The sequence below is a fragment of the Streptococcus oralis genome, from assembly GCF_964238205.1.
Taxonomy (GTDB): Bacteria; Bacillota; Bacilli; order Lactobacillales; family Streptococcaceae; genus Streptococcus; species Streptococcus oralis_CZ.
Genome location: NZ_CAXSLF010000005.1, coordinates 12148 through 28508 on the forward strand (window position 1 = coordinate 12148; position 16361 = coordinate 28508).

Here is a 16361-nt window from a genome sequence, read left to right on the forward strand (position 1 = left end):
AGGTTGCTTTCTTAAATAAATACCCCAAACACTGTTAAAAACATAAACTTCCTAATACAATTTGATATAATAGTAGGGAGAACTCGATTGAAGGAGAAAATTATGTCGGTTTTAGTCAAAGAAGTGATTGATAAGCTCAGACTAGATATTGTCTATGGTGAGCCAGAATTACTTGAAAAAGAAATCAATACAGGCGATATTTGTCGTCCAGGTCTCGAAATGACAGGTTATTTTGATTACTATACCCCAGAGCGGATTCAATTATTGGGGATGAAAGAGTGGTCTTATCTGATTAGCATGTCTTCTAATAATCGCTACCATGTGTTACAGAAATTGTTCCAACCGGAAACACCTGCAGTTATTGTTGCGCGTGGTTTAGTAGTTCCAGAGGAAATGCTAAAGGCTGCTAGAGAATGTAAAATCGCTATTTTAACGAGTCGTACAGCAACAAGTCGTCTGTCTGGAGAATTGTCAAGTTACCTAGATTCTCGTTTGGCTGAGCGTGAAAGTGTACATGGTGTCTTGATGGATATCTATGGTATGGGTGTGTTAATCCAGGGCGACAGTGGTATTGGTAAGAGTGAGACAGGTCTAGAACTCGTGAAACGAGGACACCGTTTGGTGGCAGATGACCGTGTAGATATCTTTGCTAAGGATGAAATGACTCTCTGGGGTGAACCAGCTGAAATCTTGAAGCATTTACTTGAGATTCGTGGTGTTGGTATTATAGATGTAATGAGTCTCTATGGTGCCAGTGCAGTTAAGGATTCTTCACAAGTTCAGTTGGCTGTCTATCTAGAAAATTATGATACGCAAAAGACTTTTGATCGCCTAGGCAATAATGCTGAGGAATTGGAGATTTCTGGAGTAGCTATTCCACGTATTCGTATTCCTGTAAAAACAGGACGTAATATTTCTGTCGTTATTGAAGCAGCAGCTATGAATTATCGTGCTAAGGAAATGGGCTTTGATGCTACTCGACTATTTGAAGAAAGATTGACAAATCTGATTGCAAAGAACGAGGTGAAAAATGATTGATCCAATCGCTTTTCAAATTGGTCCTTTAGCTGTTAGATGGTATGCACTCTGCATCGTTTCAGGTCTTGTGTTAGCGGTATATCTTGCCAGTAAAGAAGCACCGAAAAAGAAGATTTTATCTGATGATATTTTGGACTTCATCTTAATTGCCTTTCCTTTGTCAATCATTGGAGCTAGACTCTACTATGTTATTTTTAGATTTGATTACTATAGCCAACATCTGGGAGAGATTTTTGCCATTTGGAATGGTGGTCTTGCCATATACGGTGGTTTAATTACTGGCGCGATTGTACTCTATATCTTTGCTGACCGCAAATTAATCAATACTTGGGATTTCTTAGATATTGCGGCTCCTAGCGTCATGATTGCTCAGAGTCTAGGGCGTTGGGGAAACTTCTTTAACCAAGAAGCTTATGGAGCAGTCGTTGACAATCTAGACTATTTACCTGGTTTTATCAAGAATCAAATGTATATCGATGGTTCCTATCGTCAACCAACTTTCCTATACGAATCTATCTGGAATCTGATTGGTTTTGCCTTGATTGTCATTTTTAGACGCCGATTAAAGAATATCCGTCGTGGTCATATCACTGCCTTTTATCTAATTTGGTACGGATTTGGACGTATGATTATCGAGGGTATGCGTACGGATAGTCTCATGTTCTTTGGACTCCGAGTATCCCAGTGGTTGTCCGCGCTATTGATTGGACTTGGTATTTATATCATATTTTATCAAAATCGGAAAAAAGCACCATTTTATAATGTAAAAAAGGAGAATTAAAATGTTAGAAGTTGCTTATATTATTGTGGCAATTGCCTTGGTTGTGTTTTTAGTTTATCTGATTATTACCCTTCAAAAAGTTGGTCGTGTAATTGATGAAACTGAAAAAACTGTTAAAACTTTAACATCAGATGTAGATGTAACTCTTCATCAAACAAATGAATTGCTTACAAAGGTCAACGTTCTTGTTGATGATATCAATGTCAAAGTTGCTACAATTGATCCCCTCTTTACAGCAGTTGCAGACCTTTCTGTTTCTGTTTCGGACCTAAATGAGCAAGCACGTGTTTTGAGTAAAAAAGCATCAACTGCTGGATCAAAAACTATAAAAACTGGTGCAGGATTGTCTGCTATTCGTGTTGCAAGTAAATTTTTTAAAAAATAAAAAAGGAGTTGACTAATGGGAAAACTATCATCTATCCTTTTAGGAACTGTTTCAGGTGTTGCAGCTGCCTTGTTTCTAACTAGTGATAAAGGAAAACAAGTTAGAAGCCAAGCACAAGAATTTTTAGAAGATCTAAAAGAAGATCCTGAGTATGCGAAAGAGCAGGTTTGTGAAAAAATAACGGATGTCAAAGAACAAACCAAAGAATTTGTTCTTAAAACAAAAGAGCAGATTGAATCTGGGGAAATTACTCTGGACACTGTTCTTGATAAAGCAAAATATCATGCTCAACAAGCGACTGAAGTTTCAAAAGAAACCTTGAATCATTTCAAATCACAACTGGAAGAAAAAGTAGTTGTGGAAGAAAATGGAAATGGTCAAGAAATTGTCATTGAGCTTCAAGAAAATTAAAATAGAGTCACCATTCTTTGTTTTCTAGAAAATCAAGAATGGTGATTTTTTTCTTGAGTGAACTCTTTGTGGTATAATAAATACTATGCAGAAGAAACCGACATCAGCCTATGTGCATATTCCGTTTTGCACACAGATTTGTTATTATTGTGACTTTTCCAAGGTCTTTATTAAAAATCAGCCAGTAGACAGCTATCTAGAGCATCTACTGCAAGAATTTCATTCTTATGATATTCAAAAATTGCGTACACTCTATATTGGTGGTGGGACACCGACAGCCTTGTCTGCTTCTCAGTTGGAAGTTTTGTTAGATGGATTGACTAAAAATCTGGACTTATCAATGTTGGAAGAGTTGACCATTGAGGCTAATCCTGGTGACCTGGATGCTGATAAGATTGCTGTTCTGCAAAATTCTGCAGTTAATCGTGTTTCACTAGGTGTTCAGACTTTTGATGATAAAATGCTGAAAAAGATTGGGCGTAGTCATACGGAAAAGGATATTTATGAAAATATCGATCGTCTCAAACTGGCTGGTTTTGACAATATTTCCATTGACTTGATCTACGCACTTCCTGGTCAGACCATGGATCAGGTCAAGGACAATGTTGCCAAGGCAATTGCCCTTGATATTCCTCATATGAGTCTCTATAGCTTAATTTTAGAAAATCATACGGTTTTTATGAATCGTATGAGACGAGGGAAATTACCACTTCCTAAGGAAGAATTAGAAGCAGAGATGTTTGAGTATATCATTGCAGAACTAGAAAGAGCTGGCTTTGAGCACTATGAGATTTCTAACTTTTCTAAGCAAGGCTTTGAAAGTCGCCATAATCTTATGTACTGGGACAATGCCGAGTATTATGGTATTGGTGCAGGTGCATCTGGTTATGTAGATGGTGTTCGCTATAAAAACCATGGGCCGATCCGCCATTATTTAAAGGCAGTAGAAGAGGAAAGTGCTCGTATCAATGAAGAACACTTGAGTCAAAGGGAGCAAATGGAAGAAGAGATGTTTCTCGGCCTTCGCAAGAAGTCAGGAGTTTCCATGGCACGCTTTGAAGAAAAATTCGAACGGTCTTTCCCGGAACTGTATGGAGAAATCGTCAAAGACTTGATTCAACAAGGTCTCATGCAGCTTGATGGTGACCGTGTTCGCATGACCAAGAGAGGTCTCTTTTTAGGAGATACAGTAGCAGAACGATTTATATTGGAGTAAAATTATGGGCTTAACTTATCAAATGAAGATGAAAATTCCTTTTGATATGGCTGATATGAATGGCCATATCAAGTTGCCAGATGTTATTTTGTTGTCCCTGCAAGTATCAGGAATGCAGTCAATTGAACTGGGAGTAAGTGACAAGGATGTTTTAGAACAGTATAATCTGGTCTGGATTATCACAGATTATGATATCGATGTGGTTCGTTTGCCTCGTTTTGCTGAGGAAATCACCATTGAAACAGAAGCTTTGACCTATAATCGTCTCTTTTGCTACCGCCGATTTACTATTTATGATGAAGATGGTCAAGAAATCATTCATATGCTAGCTACCTTTGTCCTTATGGATCGTGAAAGTCGAAAGGTTCATCCTGTAGTACCAGAAATTGTCGCCCCTTATCAATCTGAGTTTTCTAAGAAACTGGTCCGTGGGCCAAAATATAGAGAGCTGGAAGAAGCGATAAACAAGGACTACCACGTTCGTTTCTATGACTTAGATATGAATGGTCACGTCAATAACAGCAAATACCTAGACTGGATTTTTGAGGTCATGGGAGCAGATTTCCTTACTAATCATATTCCAAAAAAAATTAACCTCAAATATGTCAAGGAAGTTCGACCAGGTGGAATGATTACTTCTAGTTATGAATTAAATGGATTAGAGAGTAATCATCAAGTCACAAGTGATGGTGACATTAATGCTCAAGCAAAGATAACTTGGCAAGAAATTAACAAAGATTAGAAAGAAAGATATGACTTATAAAGGCTATTTAATTGATTTAGACGGAACGATCTATAAGGGGAAAGATAGAATCCCTGCGGGAGAGGCTTTTGTTCACGAGTTACAAAAAAGAGAGATTCCTTATCTTTTTGTAACAAACAACACCACTCGTACACCTGAAAGTGTTCAAGAGATGTTAGCCAATCAGTTTAACATTGACACACCTGTATCGACGATTTATACTGCAACTTTAGCTACAATTGATTACATGAATGACCTAGGACTTGAAAAGACAGTCTATGTCATCGGAGAAGCAGGCCTAAAGGAGGCCATTCAAGCAGCAGGGTATGTCGAAGATAAAGAAAATCCAGCCTATGTAGTTGTTGGTTTGGACTGGCAAGTAGACTATGAAAAATTTGCTACTGCAACCCTAGCTATCCATAAAGGTGCTCATTTTATCGGCACCAATCCAGATTTAAATATTCCAACAGAACGTGGACTTTTACCTGGTGCTGGTTCACTGATTACTCTTCTTGAAGTAGCAACTCGCGTAAAACCAGTTTATATTGGAAAACCAAACGCGATTATTATGGATAAGGCTGTTGAACACCTAGGACTTGAACGGCAAGAAATTGTCATGGTGGGGGATAATTATCTTACTGATATTCGCGCTGGTATTGACAATGGCATTCCTAGTCTATTGGTAACGACAGGATTTACAAAACCTGAAGAAGTAGAGGATTTGCCAATTGCACCAACTCATGTCCTTTCAAGTCTAGCGGAGTGGAATTTCGATGAAAACTAAGTTTACTTTTGTAGGAAGTATTCTCTTTTTCCTCTCGCTTGCGATTTTATTGACTATTTACCTGGCTTGGTTGGTTTACCCTCTGGAGATTTCTTGGTTAAACTTGACAAATCGTGTTCATCTGCAACCTCAGACCATCCAGCATAATTTTAATGTTTTGATGGATTATTTGACCAATCCATTGAGTCAAGTATTGGAAATGCCGGATTTTCCTTCCTCTGCCTCTGGTATTCACCACTTTGTGGTTGTAAAGGGACTCTTCCATCTTGCTCAAGGAGTAGCAGTAGTAACTCTACCGATTTTCTATCTTTTTTGGAAGCAAGTTATTCAGAAAGGTTTTCTGCCACTTTATCGTAGAGCACTCTTAATCATACTTTCTCTACCTTTGGTTCTTGGTTTAGTTGGTGTCTTCATTGGTTTTGAACAATTCTTTACCTTGTTTCATCAGATTCTATTTGTAGGTGATGATACCTGGCTTTTTGATCCCGCTAAAGATCCAGTCATTCTCATCCTACCAGAGAACTTTTTCCTCCAAGCCTTTCTCCTATTTTTCTGCTTGTATGAATTGATTTTTGGATTTATGTACCTACAGAGTCGAAAAACAAATAGATAAGTGAAGAAAAGTCTTACTGATTCCAAATAAAATGTAGGAAGAAACTATCATTTGTAACATGAATATTTCTATATTTAAGCAAAACATTCATATGTGATTCTAAAAAACCTATTTTTCTTGAAAAAGTAGGTTTTTTTACGGAAATAACTAGTCAAGCGCTTTATTTTTTTGTATAATAGAAATAGAAAAGTATGTAAAGAAGAGGAAAGCATGATTACACTATTTTTATCACCGAGTTGTACATCATGTCGTAAAGCAAAGGCCTGGCTCGAGAAGCATAAAGTGCCCTTCCAAGAGCATAATATTATGACCAGCCCTTTAACGAGAAAAGAACTGCAACACATTCTTTCCTTGACCGAAAATGGTACTGATGACATCATCTCGACTCGTTCAAAGATTTTTCAAAAATTGAATATTGATGTAGAGAGTATCTCAGTATCGGAGTTGCTTCATTTAATTGAGCAGTATCCAAGTCTTTTGCGTCGTCCGATTATTATTGATGCAAAGCGGATGCAAATCGGTTTTAATGAAGATGAGATTCGTGCTTTTCTCCCTCGTAGTTACCGTAAACAAGAACTGAAAGAAGCTACATTGAGAGCTGGTATTAATTAGATGAATAAACAGTATAGTTACCCACTAGATTTGTCGTGGAGCACTGAAGAACTTGCTTCAGTGCTTTCTTTTTTTAATGATGTTGAAGCAGCCTATGAGACTAAGGTAGAAGCAAAGAAACTACTAGATTCCTACAAGGGATTCAAAGCGGTTGTTCCAAGCAAGAGTGAAGAGAAACGCTTGGGTCGTGAATTTGAATCTGCGAGTGGTTATTCCTTCTATCGAGCTGTCCAATTGGCCAAAGAACAAGGGGAAGGGAAGATTTCGCTTGGAAAATAAATTTGTGTTTGCCAAAGAGATTGTCAAGGAAGCAGGAGACTATATTCTAGCTCATATGCAGGAAGAATTGCATATTGAGAGAAAATCATCTCCTACAGACTTGGTGACTCGTTTGGACAAGGAAGTTCAGAATTTTTTGGTTGATCGGATTCGTTCGCATTATCCTGATGACCAATTTTGTGCAGAAGAGGGCTGTCTACGTGCTTCAGTTGGATATGGATCTGTTTGGGTCATTGATCCCATTGATGGTACTAACAACTTTGTCGCACAAGGTGAAGATTTCGCCATTATGGTAGCGTATTTTGAAAACGGTGTGGGTCAGTTTGGGATCATTTATGATGTCATGAAAGGTCATTGTTATCATGGAGGAGGTGCTTTTCAGGCCTGTCTCAATGAAGAACTCTTGCCGAACTTTAAGGATAAGCCCTTGCGTGATTTTCTAATTGCGAGTAATGCTGGTATGTTGGAAACAAACGCTTGGGGTGTAGCAGAATTGGCTAATGCTTCACTTGGTGTGCGAATATATGGAAGTGCAGCTATCAGTTTTTCAAAAATCCTCTCTGGTCAGCTATTGACCTATATCACCTATCTCCAACCTTGGGATTATGCTGCAGCTAGTATTATAGGAGAAAGTTTAGGGTATCAGATTGTAACCTTAACTGGAGAACCGGTGGATTTTCAGACACGACAACCAATTATGATGGTTCCAACTGACAAGTTGGCAGAAATCCAATCCTATATCTATGAAAGGAAATAAACTTACATGCAATTTCCAGAAGGATTTGTAAAAAAATATGAAGCAATATTGGGAGATGAGGCAAGAGCTTTTCTTGCCTCTTTTGATGATGAGGCAGTTTCCGCCTTTCGCATCAATCCCTTAAAAGAAAGCCAAGTTTCTTTTTCAGATGCTATTCCAAATACACCCTGGGGCTATTATGGCAAGGTTTCAGGGAAATCACCTGAGCATGTAACAGGCTTGGTCTATTCCCAAGAACCTGCTGCACAAATGGTTGCACAAGTAGCTCAACCAAAGGCTGGTATGAAGGTCTTGGATTTGGCAGCCGCACCAGGTGGTAAATCCACTCAACTGGCAGCCTATCTTGCAGGTGAAGGTCTTCTTGTTTCCAATGAAATTTCTAGCAAGCGAGCAAAGATTTTGGTTGAAAATATGGAACGGTTTGGAGCGTCAAATGTAGTTGTGACCAATGAATCTGCCGATCGTATGGCTAAAGTGTTTAAGGGATATTTTGACCTAATTGTTCTAGATGCTCCATGTTCTGGAGAAGGAATGTTCCGAAAACAGCCAGATGCTATGGATTATTGGAGTGTAGAATATCCAAGCCAATGTGCTGACTTGCAGCGTGAAATTCTAGAGGATGCAGTCACCATGTTGGCTGCTGGTGGTCGTTTGGTCTATTCTACCTGTACCTGGGCTCCAGAGGAAAATGAAGAAATTGTCCAATGGTTACTGGATAGCTATGATTTTGAATTGATCCCAGTTCAACATATCAATGGAATGGTCCCTGGGATTGACTTACCTGAAGCCGCTAGAATGTATCCACATCACTTTAAGGGAGAAGGACAGTTTGTTGCCCATTTGCAATTTCGAGGGGAAAATAAAGTCTCTAAGTTCAAGCCTTCTAAATCCAACCTCTCTCGAGAACAGATTTCCTTATGGCAGGATTTTGAGAAGAAACATTTAAAAGAGAAACTGGCTGGAGTCCTACAGGTTTTTGGAGACCAACTGTATTTATTGCCAGAAGGTCTACCAGATTTAGGAAAACTAAGAATTGCTCGAAATGGACTTCATCTTGGAACCTTTAAGAAAAAACGTTTTGAACCAAGTTTTGCTCTCGGCCTAGCTTTAAAACCAAGTTTAGTCAATCAAGGAATCGAAATTCATCAAGAGGACTTTGTAAAATATGTAGCTGGTGAAACAGTTCAATTATCTGAAAGTCTGCCAAATGGGTGGTACCAAGTTTTGGTTGCTGGAAATGGTTTAGGTTTTGCAAAAGTAACCGGAAATACCTTGAAGAATTATTTCCCTAAGGGCTTGAGGTTTAAGGTGAAAAACTAGTCAAAATCAGTATTCTATGTTATAGTGGAAGTATGGATTTTTTGCATAAAACATAGAAAAATAGGCCGAAATTCCAAGCTATTCATCATTATTTTCAAGGAGACAAATAGTGAAAAAATTTAAAAAACTCACACTCTCTCTTGCGACTCTTTTACTTGCTGGTTCGTTAGTAGGATGTGCAAGTTGGATTGATCGTGGGGAGTCTATGACTGCTGTTGGTTCAACTGCTCTCCAACCTTTAGTCGAGGCGGCTGCAGATGAATTTGCATCAGCTCACATCGGAAAAACAGTCAATGTTCAGGGTGGTGGTTCTGGTACAGGACTGTCGCAGGTTCAGTCAGGAGCAGTAGATGTCGGCAACTCCGATGTATTTGCGGAAGAAAAAGACGGTATTGATGCCTCAGCCTTAGTCGACCATAAGGTAGCTGTCGCAGGTTTGGCTGTTATCATCAATAAAGAAGTAGATGTTGATAATCTAACGACGGATCAGCTCCGACAAATCTTTACAGGAGAAATTACCAACTGGAAAGAAGTCGGTGGGAAAGATTTAGCCATCTCAATTATTAACCGTGCGGCAAGTTCAGGTTCTCGTGCTACTTTTGACAGTGTGATCATGGATGGGCAATCAGCAATGCAAAGTCAGGAACAAGATTCAAACGGAATGGTCAAATCAATTGTTTCTCAAACCCCTGGAGCTATTTCCTACCTAGCGTTTGCTTATGTTGATGACTCAGTTGGGACAATCAAACTCAATGGTTATGAACCAATTTCAGAGAATGTAACCACGAATAATTGGCCTTTGTGGTCTTATGAACATATGTATACACTTGGTGAGCCAAATGAATTGGTTGCCGAATTCCTAAACTTTGTCCTTTCAGACCAAGCTCAGAATGGAATCGTTAAAGGAATGGGTTATATTTCAGTTAAGGAAATGAAGGTTGAAAAAGATGCTGCAGGTACTGTGACAGCAATAGAAGGGAGCCAATAATGAATCAAGAAGAATTATCTAAAAAATTGCTCTCTCCTTCAAAAAACTCTCGTCTTGAGAAATTAGGAAAAGGGCTAACTTTTGCCTGCCTTTCTTTGATTGTCATCATTGTAGCCATGATTTTGATTTTCGTGGCTCAGAAAGGGTTATCTACCTTCTTCGTCAATGGTGTTAACATTTTTGAATTTTTATTTGGACAGACTTGGAACCCTTCAGGGAAACAATTTGGTGCTCTTCCGATGATTTTAGGTTCCTTTATTGTTACCATCCTATCAGCTCTTATTGCAACACCATTTGCCATTGGGGCTGCAGTCTTTATGACAGAAGTATCACCAAAAGGGGCAAAGATTTTGCAACCTGCTATTGAACTCCTAGTTGGGATTCCTTCAGTAGTTTATGGATTTATCGGATTGCAGGTCGTCGTACCATTTGTACGTAGTGTCTTTGGTGGAACAGGTTTTGGTATTTTATCAGGGATTTTCGTTCTCTTTGTTATGATCTTGCCGACTGTAACCTTTATGACAACTGATAGCTTACGTGCAGTTCCTCGTCACTACCGTGAAGCTAGTTTAGCTATGGGAGCTACTCGTTGGCAGACTATCTGGCGTGTAACCTTGAAGGCGGCACGTTCAGGTATTTTTACGGCAGTAGTCTTTGGTATGGCGCGTGCTTTCGGTGAAGCACTAGCTATTCAGATGGTGGTCGGAAACTCAGCCGTTGTCCCAACTTCATTGACAACACCTGCTGCGACTTTGACCTCTGTTTTGACCATGGGTATCGGAAATACTGTTATGGGAACTGTTGATAATAATGTTCTTTGGTCACTAGCCTTAGTATTGCTTTTGATGAGCTTGGCCTTTAACAGTGTGATTAAATTGATTACGAAAGAAAGAGGAAAGAAAAACTATGCACGCTAAGAAATTAGATAAACTTGCTACAGCTGTCCTCTATACCATCGCAGGAATCATTGTGACCATCCTTGCTTCCTTGATTCTCTATATCTTGGTTCGAGGCTTACCTCATGTTTCTTGGTCCTTCTTGACTGGAAAATCATCTTCTTACCAAGCAGGTGGTGGTATTGGAATCCAGCTTTATAATTCCTTCTTCCTTTTGGTCATTACCTTATTCATCTCTGTACCTCTATCAATGGGGGCTGGAATTTATTTGGCTGAATATGCAAAAAAAGGTCGTGTTACCAACTTCGTTCGTACCTGTATTGAAATTTTGTCTTCACTGCCATCAGTCGTAGTCGGTCTCTTTGGTTACCTCATCTTTGTAGTTCAGTTCGAGTATGGATTTTCCATTATTTCTGGTGCCTTGGCTTTGACTGTCTTTAACCTTCCACAGATGACGCGTAATGTTGAAGACAGTTTGAAACACGTTCACCATACGCAACGTGAGGCTGGTTTGGCGCTTGGGCTTTCTCGTTGGGAAACAGTTCTTCATGTCGTTATCCCCGAAGCCCTACCTGGTATTGTAACAGGTATTGTGCTTGCCTCAGGTCGTATTTTTGGTGAAGCTGCGGCTCTTATCTATACTGCAGGACAATCTGCGCCAGCTCTTGACTGGTCAAACTGGAATGTTCTCAGTGTAACCAGTCCAATCTCAATCTTCCGTCAAGCAGAAACCTTGGCTGTTCATATCTGGAAAGTCAACAGTGAAGGAACTATTCCTGATGGAACACTTGTTTCAGCAGGTTCTGCTGCGGTGCTCCTCATCTTTATCTTGATCTTTAACTTCGGAGCACGTAAACTCGGAAGCTATCTACATAAGAAATTAACCGCGGCCTAAAGGAGAAGCCATGTCAAAATATAATTGGGATGAAAGGCATATCATTACTTTTCCAGAAGAAAAAGTGGCCCTCTCTACGAAGGATTTACATGTTTACTACGGTAAGAATGAATCCATCAAGGGCGTGGATATGCAATTCGAAAAAAATAAAATTACGGCCTTGATCGGACCGTCAGGTTCTGGAAAATCAACCTACCTACGCAGTCTCAACCGTATGAATGATACCATTGATATTGCTAAGGTTACAGGACAAATTCTCTATCAGGGAATAGACGTCAACCGCCCTGAGATCAATGTTTATGAAATGCGTAAACATATCGGAATGGTATTTCAACGTCCAAACCCATTTGCTAAATCTATTTACCGCAACATCACCTTTGCACATGAACGTGCAGGAGTTAAGGACAAGAAGGTCCTTGATGAAATTGTAGAAACCTCTCTTCGTCAAGCCGCCCTCTGGGATCAGGTTAAAGACGACCTTCATAAGTCAGCCTTGACGCTTTCAGGTGGTCAGCAGCAACGTCTCTGTATCGCTCGCGCCATCTCTGTCAAGCCAGATATCCTTTTGATGGATGAGCCGGCGTCTGCCTTGGATCCGATTGCGACAGCCCAGCTTGAAGAAACCATGTTGGAGTTGAAGAAGGACTTTACCATTATCATCGTAACTCACAGTATGCAACAAGCTGCGCGTGCTAGTGATTATACAGGATTTTTCTACTTGGGTGATTTGATTGAGTATGATAAAACTGCAAATATTTTCCAAAATGCTAAGCTACAGTCAACAAATGACTATGTAACTGGACACTTTGGTTAGAGAGGAAATAGTATGACAGAACCGATTTTACAGGTTTCAGACCTGTCAGTCTATTACAATAAAAAGAAGGCCTTGAATAGTGTTTCCTTATCGTTCCAACCCAAGGAAATTACAGCCCTTATCGGTCCATCTGGATCTGGGAAATCAACACTTCTAAAGGCTATTAACCGAATGGGTGACCTTAATCCTGAAGTGACGACAACTGGATCAGTGGTTTATAACGGTCACAATATCTATAGTCCTCGTACGGATACAGTTGAATTACGTAAAGAAATTGGTATGGTCTTCCAACAACCCAATCCTTTTCCTATGTCTATCTATGAAAATGTCGTTTATGGTCTCCGTATAAATGGGGAAAAAGACAAGCAGGTTTTAGATGAAGCAGTGGAGAAGGCTTTACAACGTGCTTCAATCTGGGATGAAGTCAAGGACCGTTTGCATGACTCTGCTATTGGTCTTTCAGGTGGGCAACAACAACGTGTTTGTGTGGCACGTGTATTGGCGACTAGCCCTAAAATCATCCTCTTGGATGAACCAACTTCAGCCTTGGACCCTATTTCTGCTGGTAAGATTGAGGAAACCTTGTACGGTCTAAAAGACAAATACACCATGCTCTTGGTTACTCGTTCTATGCAGCAAGCATCTCGAATCTCCGATAAGACAGGCTTTTTCCTCAATGGAGATTTGATTGAATTTAACGATACCAAGGAAATGTTCCTCTATCCTCAACATAAGGAGACAGAGGACTACATTTCAGGTAAATTTGGATAAGGAGTGAGAAGATGTTACGATCTCAATTTGAAGAAGATTTAGAGAAATTGCATAATCAGTTTTATGCTATGGGACAAGAAGTTCTTTCCCAAATCAATCGTACCGTACGTGCTTTTGTAACGCATGACCGTGACATGGCTAAAGAAGTCATTGAGGAAGATGCAGAAGTTAACGAATACGAAGTGAAACTTGAAAAGAAATCATTTGAAATGATTGCCCTACAACAGCCAGTTTCACAAGACTTACGTACAGTTTTAACAGTTCTAAAAGCTGTGTCAGACTTAGAACGTATGGGGGACCATGCAGTATCTATCGCAAAAGCAACGATTCGTATGAAGGGTGAGCAACGTATCCCTGCAGTTGAAGAAGAAATTAAAAAAATGGGTCGTGAAGTAAAAAACTTTGTTGAAGCCGCTTTAGAACTTTATTTGAATGGTTCTATGGATCAAGCCTATGAAGTTGCAACCATGGATGAAAATATCAACCATTACTTTGATAATATTCGAGACCTAGCTACAGAAGAAATCAAAAAACATCCAGAAGCTATCGTCACAGGTCGTGATTATTTCCAAGTCATTTCTTACTTGGAACGCATCGGTGACTATGCAAAAAATATCTGTGAATGGGTTGTTTACTTTGAAACAGGTAAGATTGTTGAATTGTAAGATTGATTAATTATGCAAAAAAAGGAGCTTGTTAGTAAGTAAAAGCTCCTTTTTTGAAACAAAAATTGAAAATTTTTCATAAAAATTTGGAATATGCTTGACAAACGAAGTAGATAGAGTTATAATTATACAAAATTAACAGAGAGGTTGTTTATTTATGAATTTTAAAAAATGGATATTTGTCTTATGTAGTTTTCTTGCAAGCTTCTTATTGGTAGCTTGCCAATCGTCTAGTTCAAGCTCGCAGTCTGCAGTGGAGGCCATCAAGCAAAAAGGAAAATTAGTGGTCGCAACTAGTCCCGACTATGCTCCCTTTGAGTTTCAAGCACTTGTGGATGGTAAAAACCAAGTCGTAGGTGCGGATATTGACATGGCGCAAGCAATCGCTGATGAACTTGGAGTGAAATTGGAAGTTTCAAGCATGAGTTTTGATAATGTCTTGACTAGTCTTCAAACAGGAAAAGCAGACCTAGCAATTGCGGGAATCAGTGCAACTGAAGAAAGACAAGAAGTCTTTGATTTCTCAATTCCTTACTATGAAAATAAAATTAGCTTCCTTATCAGAAAATCAGATCTTGAAAAATACAAGGATTTGGATTCTCTAGCAAGTGCTAATATTGCAGCTCAGAAAGGAACTGTTCCTGAATCTATGGTTAAAGAGCAACTTCCAAAGGCACAGTTGACTTCTTTGACAAATATGGGAGAAGCAGTCAACGAGCTCCAATCTGGTAAAGTTGATGCCGTTCATATGGATGAGCCAGTAGCACTAAGCTATGCTGCTAAGAACTCAGATTTGGCAGTGGCTACAGTAAGCTTGACTATGAAAGAAGGCGAAGCAAATGCTGTAGCTATCAAAAAAGGTAACTCAGATTTGAAGGAAGTAGTTGATAAGGTCATCCAAAAACTGAAAGATGACGGAACTTACCAAACTTATCTTGAAAAAGCTGCTAAGCTAACAGAAGTAGAGCAATAAAAAATAACAGAGTTGGATTTCAGTCCAGCTCTGTTTTTAAATAGCTTAATGTTTCTTCAATATTTTCTAAGGAAATTTTTGCAAAGTGATAAGGGCAGTTCGTTAGATAGGAAGATTCGAAGAAGTCAAGATCTAGAGGACTGTGTTTAAGACTAGCGATGCTAGGATAGTTCCTGAGATCAAGCAAAAGCCCATCATGAAGTGGATAGTTCGGTAGGGAAATGGGATACCTTTGTAAGAGCTGTTGGATGTGCTCCTGACTTTTTTCTTGCAGTGCCAGTCGTGCTAGTCTGTTTTTCTCAAAGAGTTGACTATCGATGTAGAGTGATAGAGCCTTTTGCATGATAAGGTTGTTATCGTAGTCGAGAATGTTTTTATAGGTGACAAAAGCTTCCTTGATAGTGTTTGGAAGAAGAAGGGCAGTGATTCGAAGGGCAGGAAAAAGACTGGTAGAAAAGGATTTGATATAGATGACCAAATCATGTTGGTCTAAATAATGAAAGGTTTGTCCCATTTTAGGATCCAAGTCCCCCAGATAGTCATCCTCAACGATATAAATCTGATATTTTGCAGCCAAGTCAAGGATGGCAAGTTTTTCCTCTTCAGAATAAGAATGCCCCAGAGGATAGTGGAAACGGGGAATAGTATAGAAAAACTTAATCTTTCCGCTTTTAAAGTGTTCCTCAAGTTCGTTTAGGTCAATGCCGTCTACTCGACGGTCAATGGTTTGATAGGGAATATTTTGAGCTAGTAGCAGCTGGTTCATCCGATGATAGGTCGGTTGTTCAACCAGTATTTTCTGAGCTTGACCTGGAAAATCAATCTGAGAAAGAATAAACAGTGCTTGCTGGGTTCCAGACGTCATGACCAACTGGTCTGCCTTACTATAAATCGCTTGATCAAAGAGTAATGTCTGAACGGACTGACGTAATTTTTCTAAGCCTTCTTGGTGTTCATAGTAGTTGTAGAGATAATTTTCTCGCCCAATCAAGCTCTCATTGACGCACAGACGAAAATCATCATAGGCTGCTGCGTGTTCATCGTTAACTGAGATAATTAAGTCTTCATGACTGGTTTGTTGCTCCAATACATAATAACCACTTTGAGGTTTTGAGTAGATATATTTCTCGTATCGGAGTTCTAAGAGTGCGCGCTGTATGGTGTCTTTGCTACAGTGAAAATCTTGACTGAGTTTTCGGATAGATGGTAGGCGACTTCCAGTTGGAAATCTACCTGATTCTATCTCATTTTTTAGATAGTGAACGACTTGTTCATACTTGCTTTCTTGCTTCATCCCAGACCTCTCATGATTTTGTTACATTGTACCTTTTTTTTAGAAGTTTGGCAATGTTATACTCTTCGAAAATCTCTTCAAACCGCGTCAACGTCGCCTTACCGTATATATGTTACGGACTTCGTCA

General features: G+C 39.4%; 20 protein-coding genes. 19 read left to right on the forward strand and 1 reads right to left on the reverse strand.

Annotated features, from left to right (window positions below):
* The first annotated feature begins 102 nt into the window (after positions 1-102).
* From hprK to ACESOD_RS07405, 19 genes are all read left to right on the forward strand, one after another.
* The gene (gene hprK / locus ACESOD_RS07315; RefSeq protein WP_061863279.1) at positions 103-1038 is read left to right on the forward strand and encodes an HPr(Ser) kinase/phosphatase; all 936 of its coding nucleotides are present in this window, start codon (positions 103-105) and stop codon (positions 1036-1038) included.
* The gene (gene lgt / locus ACESOD_RS07320; protein WP_373094701.1) at positions 1031-1819 is read left to right on the forward strand and encodes a prolipoprotein diacylglyceryl transferase; all 789 of its coding nucleotides are present in this window, start codon (positions 1031-1033) and stop codon (positions 1817-1819) included. The genes hprK and lgt overlap by 8 nt, the downstream gene beginning before the upstream one ends.
* Before the next feature lies 1 nt (position 1820).
* On the forward strand, positions 1821-2204 hold the full coding sequence (locus tag ACESOD_RS07325; protein ID WP_373094703.1) for a DUF948 domain-containing protein: 384 nt from the start codon (positions 1821-1823) through the stop codon (positions 2202-2204).
* Between the two features lie 15 nt (positions 2205-2219).
* A complete protein-coding gene (locus ACESOD_RS07330; protein ID WP_373094705.1) occupies positions 2220-2615 on the forward strand; it encodes a YtxH domain-containing protein in 396 nt (131 codons plus the stop codon).
* A gap of 85 nt (positions 2616-2700) precedes the next feature.
* Entirely contained in the window at positions 2701-3831 is a 1131-nt protein-coding gene (hemW, locus tag ACESOD_RS07335) for a radical SAM family heme chaperone HemW (RefSeq protein ID WP_373094706.1), read from the forward strand.
* Positions 3832-3835: 4 nt separating this feature from the next.
* Positions 3836-4573, forward strand: coding sequence for an acyl-ACP thioesterase domain-containing protein (locus tag ACESOD_RS07340; protein WP_373094708.1), 738 nt, complete (start codon positions 3836-3838; stop codon positions 4571-4573).
* Between the two features lie 10 nt (positions 4574-4583).
* Complete coding sequence (locus tag ACESOD_RS07345) at positions 4584-5357, forward strand: TIGR01457 family HAD-type hydrolase (protein ID WP_373094710.1); 774 nt, start codon at positions 4584-4586, stop codon at positions 5355-5357.
* The gene (locus tag ACESOD_RS07350) at positions 5347-5970 is read left to right on the forward strand and encodes a TIGR01906 family membrane protein (RefSeq protein ID WP_373094712.1); all 624 of its coding nucleotides are present in this window, start codon (positions 5347-5349) and stop codon (positions 5968-5970) included. The genes ACESOD_RS07345 and ACESOD_RS07350 overlap by 11 nt, the downstream gene beginning before the upstream one ends.
* 210 nt (positions 5971-6180) lie before the next feature.
* A complete protein-coding gene (locus ACESOD_RS07355; RefSeq protein WP_000631256.1) occupies positions 6181-6582 on the forward strand; it encodes a Spx/MgsR family RNA polymerase-binding regulatory protein in 402 nt (133 codons plus the stop codon).
* A complete protein-coding gene (locus ACESOD_RS07360; protein WP_373094714.1) occupies positions 6583-6861 on the forward strand; it encodes a UPF0223 family protein in 279 nt (92 codons plus the stop codon).
* Positions 6851-7618 carry an inositol monophosphatase family protein gene (locus ACESOD_RS07365; protein ID WP_049548254.1) on the forward strand — a complete coding sequence of 256 codons (768 nt, stop codon included), beginning with the start codon at positions 6851-6853 and terminating at the stop codon, positions 7616-7618. Before ACESOD_RS07360 ends, ACESOD_RS07365 begins: the two co-directional genes overlap by 11 nt.
* A 6-nt stretch (positions 7619-7624) precedes the next feature.
* Entirely contained in the window at positions 7625-8938 is a 1314-nt protein-coding gene (locus tag ACESOD_RS07370; protein ID WP_070458350.1) for an RsmF rRNA methyltransferase first C-terminal domain-containing protein, read from the forward strand.
* 109 nt (positions 8939-9047) lie between these two features.
* Positions 9048-9926: a phosphate ABC transporter substrate-binding protein PstS family protein gene (locus tag ACESOD_RS07375; RefSeq protein ID WP_373094717.1), complete on the forward strand. Its 879-nt coding sequence runs from the start codon at positions 9048-9050 to the stop codon at positions 9924-9926.
* Positions 9926-10843: a phosphate ABC transporter permease subunit PstC gene (gene pstC, locus ACESOD_RS07380; RefSeq protein WP_049509826.1), complete on the forward strand. Its 918-nt coding sequence runs from the start codon at positions 9926-9928 to the stop codon at positions 10841-10843. The genes ACESOD_RS07375 and pstC overlap by 1 nt, the downstream gene beginning before the upstream one ends.
* Positions 10833-11717 (forward strand): phosphate ABC transporter permease PstA, encoded by an 885-nt coding sequence (gene pstA / locus ACESOD_RS07385; protein ID WP_000543058.1) that lies wholly within the window; start codon positions 10833-10835, stop codon positions 11715-11717. Before pstC ends, pstA begins: the two co-directional genes overlap by 11 nt.
* Positions 11718-11727: 10 nt before the next feature.
* Entirely contained in the window at positions 11728-12531 is an 804-nt protein-coding gene (pstB, locus tag ACESOD_RS07390; RefSeq protein WP_000049858.1) for a phosphate ABC transporter ATP-binding protein PstB, read from the forward strand.
* Between the two features lie 12 nt (positions 12532-12543).
* The gene (gene pstB / locus ACESOD_RS07395; RefSeq protein ID WP_223338828.1) at positions 12544-13302 is read left to right on the forward strand and encodes a phosphate ABC transporter ATP-binding protein PstB; all 759 of its coding nucleotides are present in this window, start codon (positions 12544-12546) and stop codon (positions 13300-13302) included.
* An 11-nt stretch (positions 13303-13313) separates the two neighbouring features.
* On the forward strand, positions 13314-13967 hold the full coding sequence (phoU, locus tag ACESOD_RS07400) for a phosphate signaling complex protein PhoU (RefSeq protein WP_373094718.1): 654 nt from the start codon (positions 13314-13316) through the stop codon (positions 13965-13967).
* Between the two features lie 157 nt (positions 13968-14124).
* Positions 14125-14940 carry an ABC transporter substrate-binding protein gene (locus tag ACESOD_RS07405; RefSeq protein ID WP_049509820.1) on the forward strand — a complete coding sequence of 272 codons (816 nt, stop codon included), beginning with the start codon at positions 14125-14127 and terminating at the stop codon, positions 14938-14940.
* A gap of 19 nt (positions 14941-14959) precedes the next feature.
* Here ACESOD_RS07405 and ACESOD_RS07410 read toward each other — a convergent pair whose 3' ends face one another.
* The gene (locus ACESOD_RS07410; RefSeq protein ID WP_373094720.1) at positions 14960-16234 is read right to left on the reverse strand and encodes an aminotransferase-like domain-containing protein; all 1275 of its coding nucleotides are present in this window, start codon (positions 16232-16234) and stop codon (positions 14960-14962) included.
* Positions 16235-16361 lie beyond the last annotated feature (127 nt).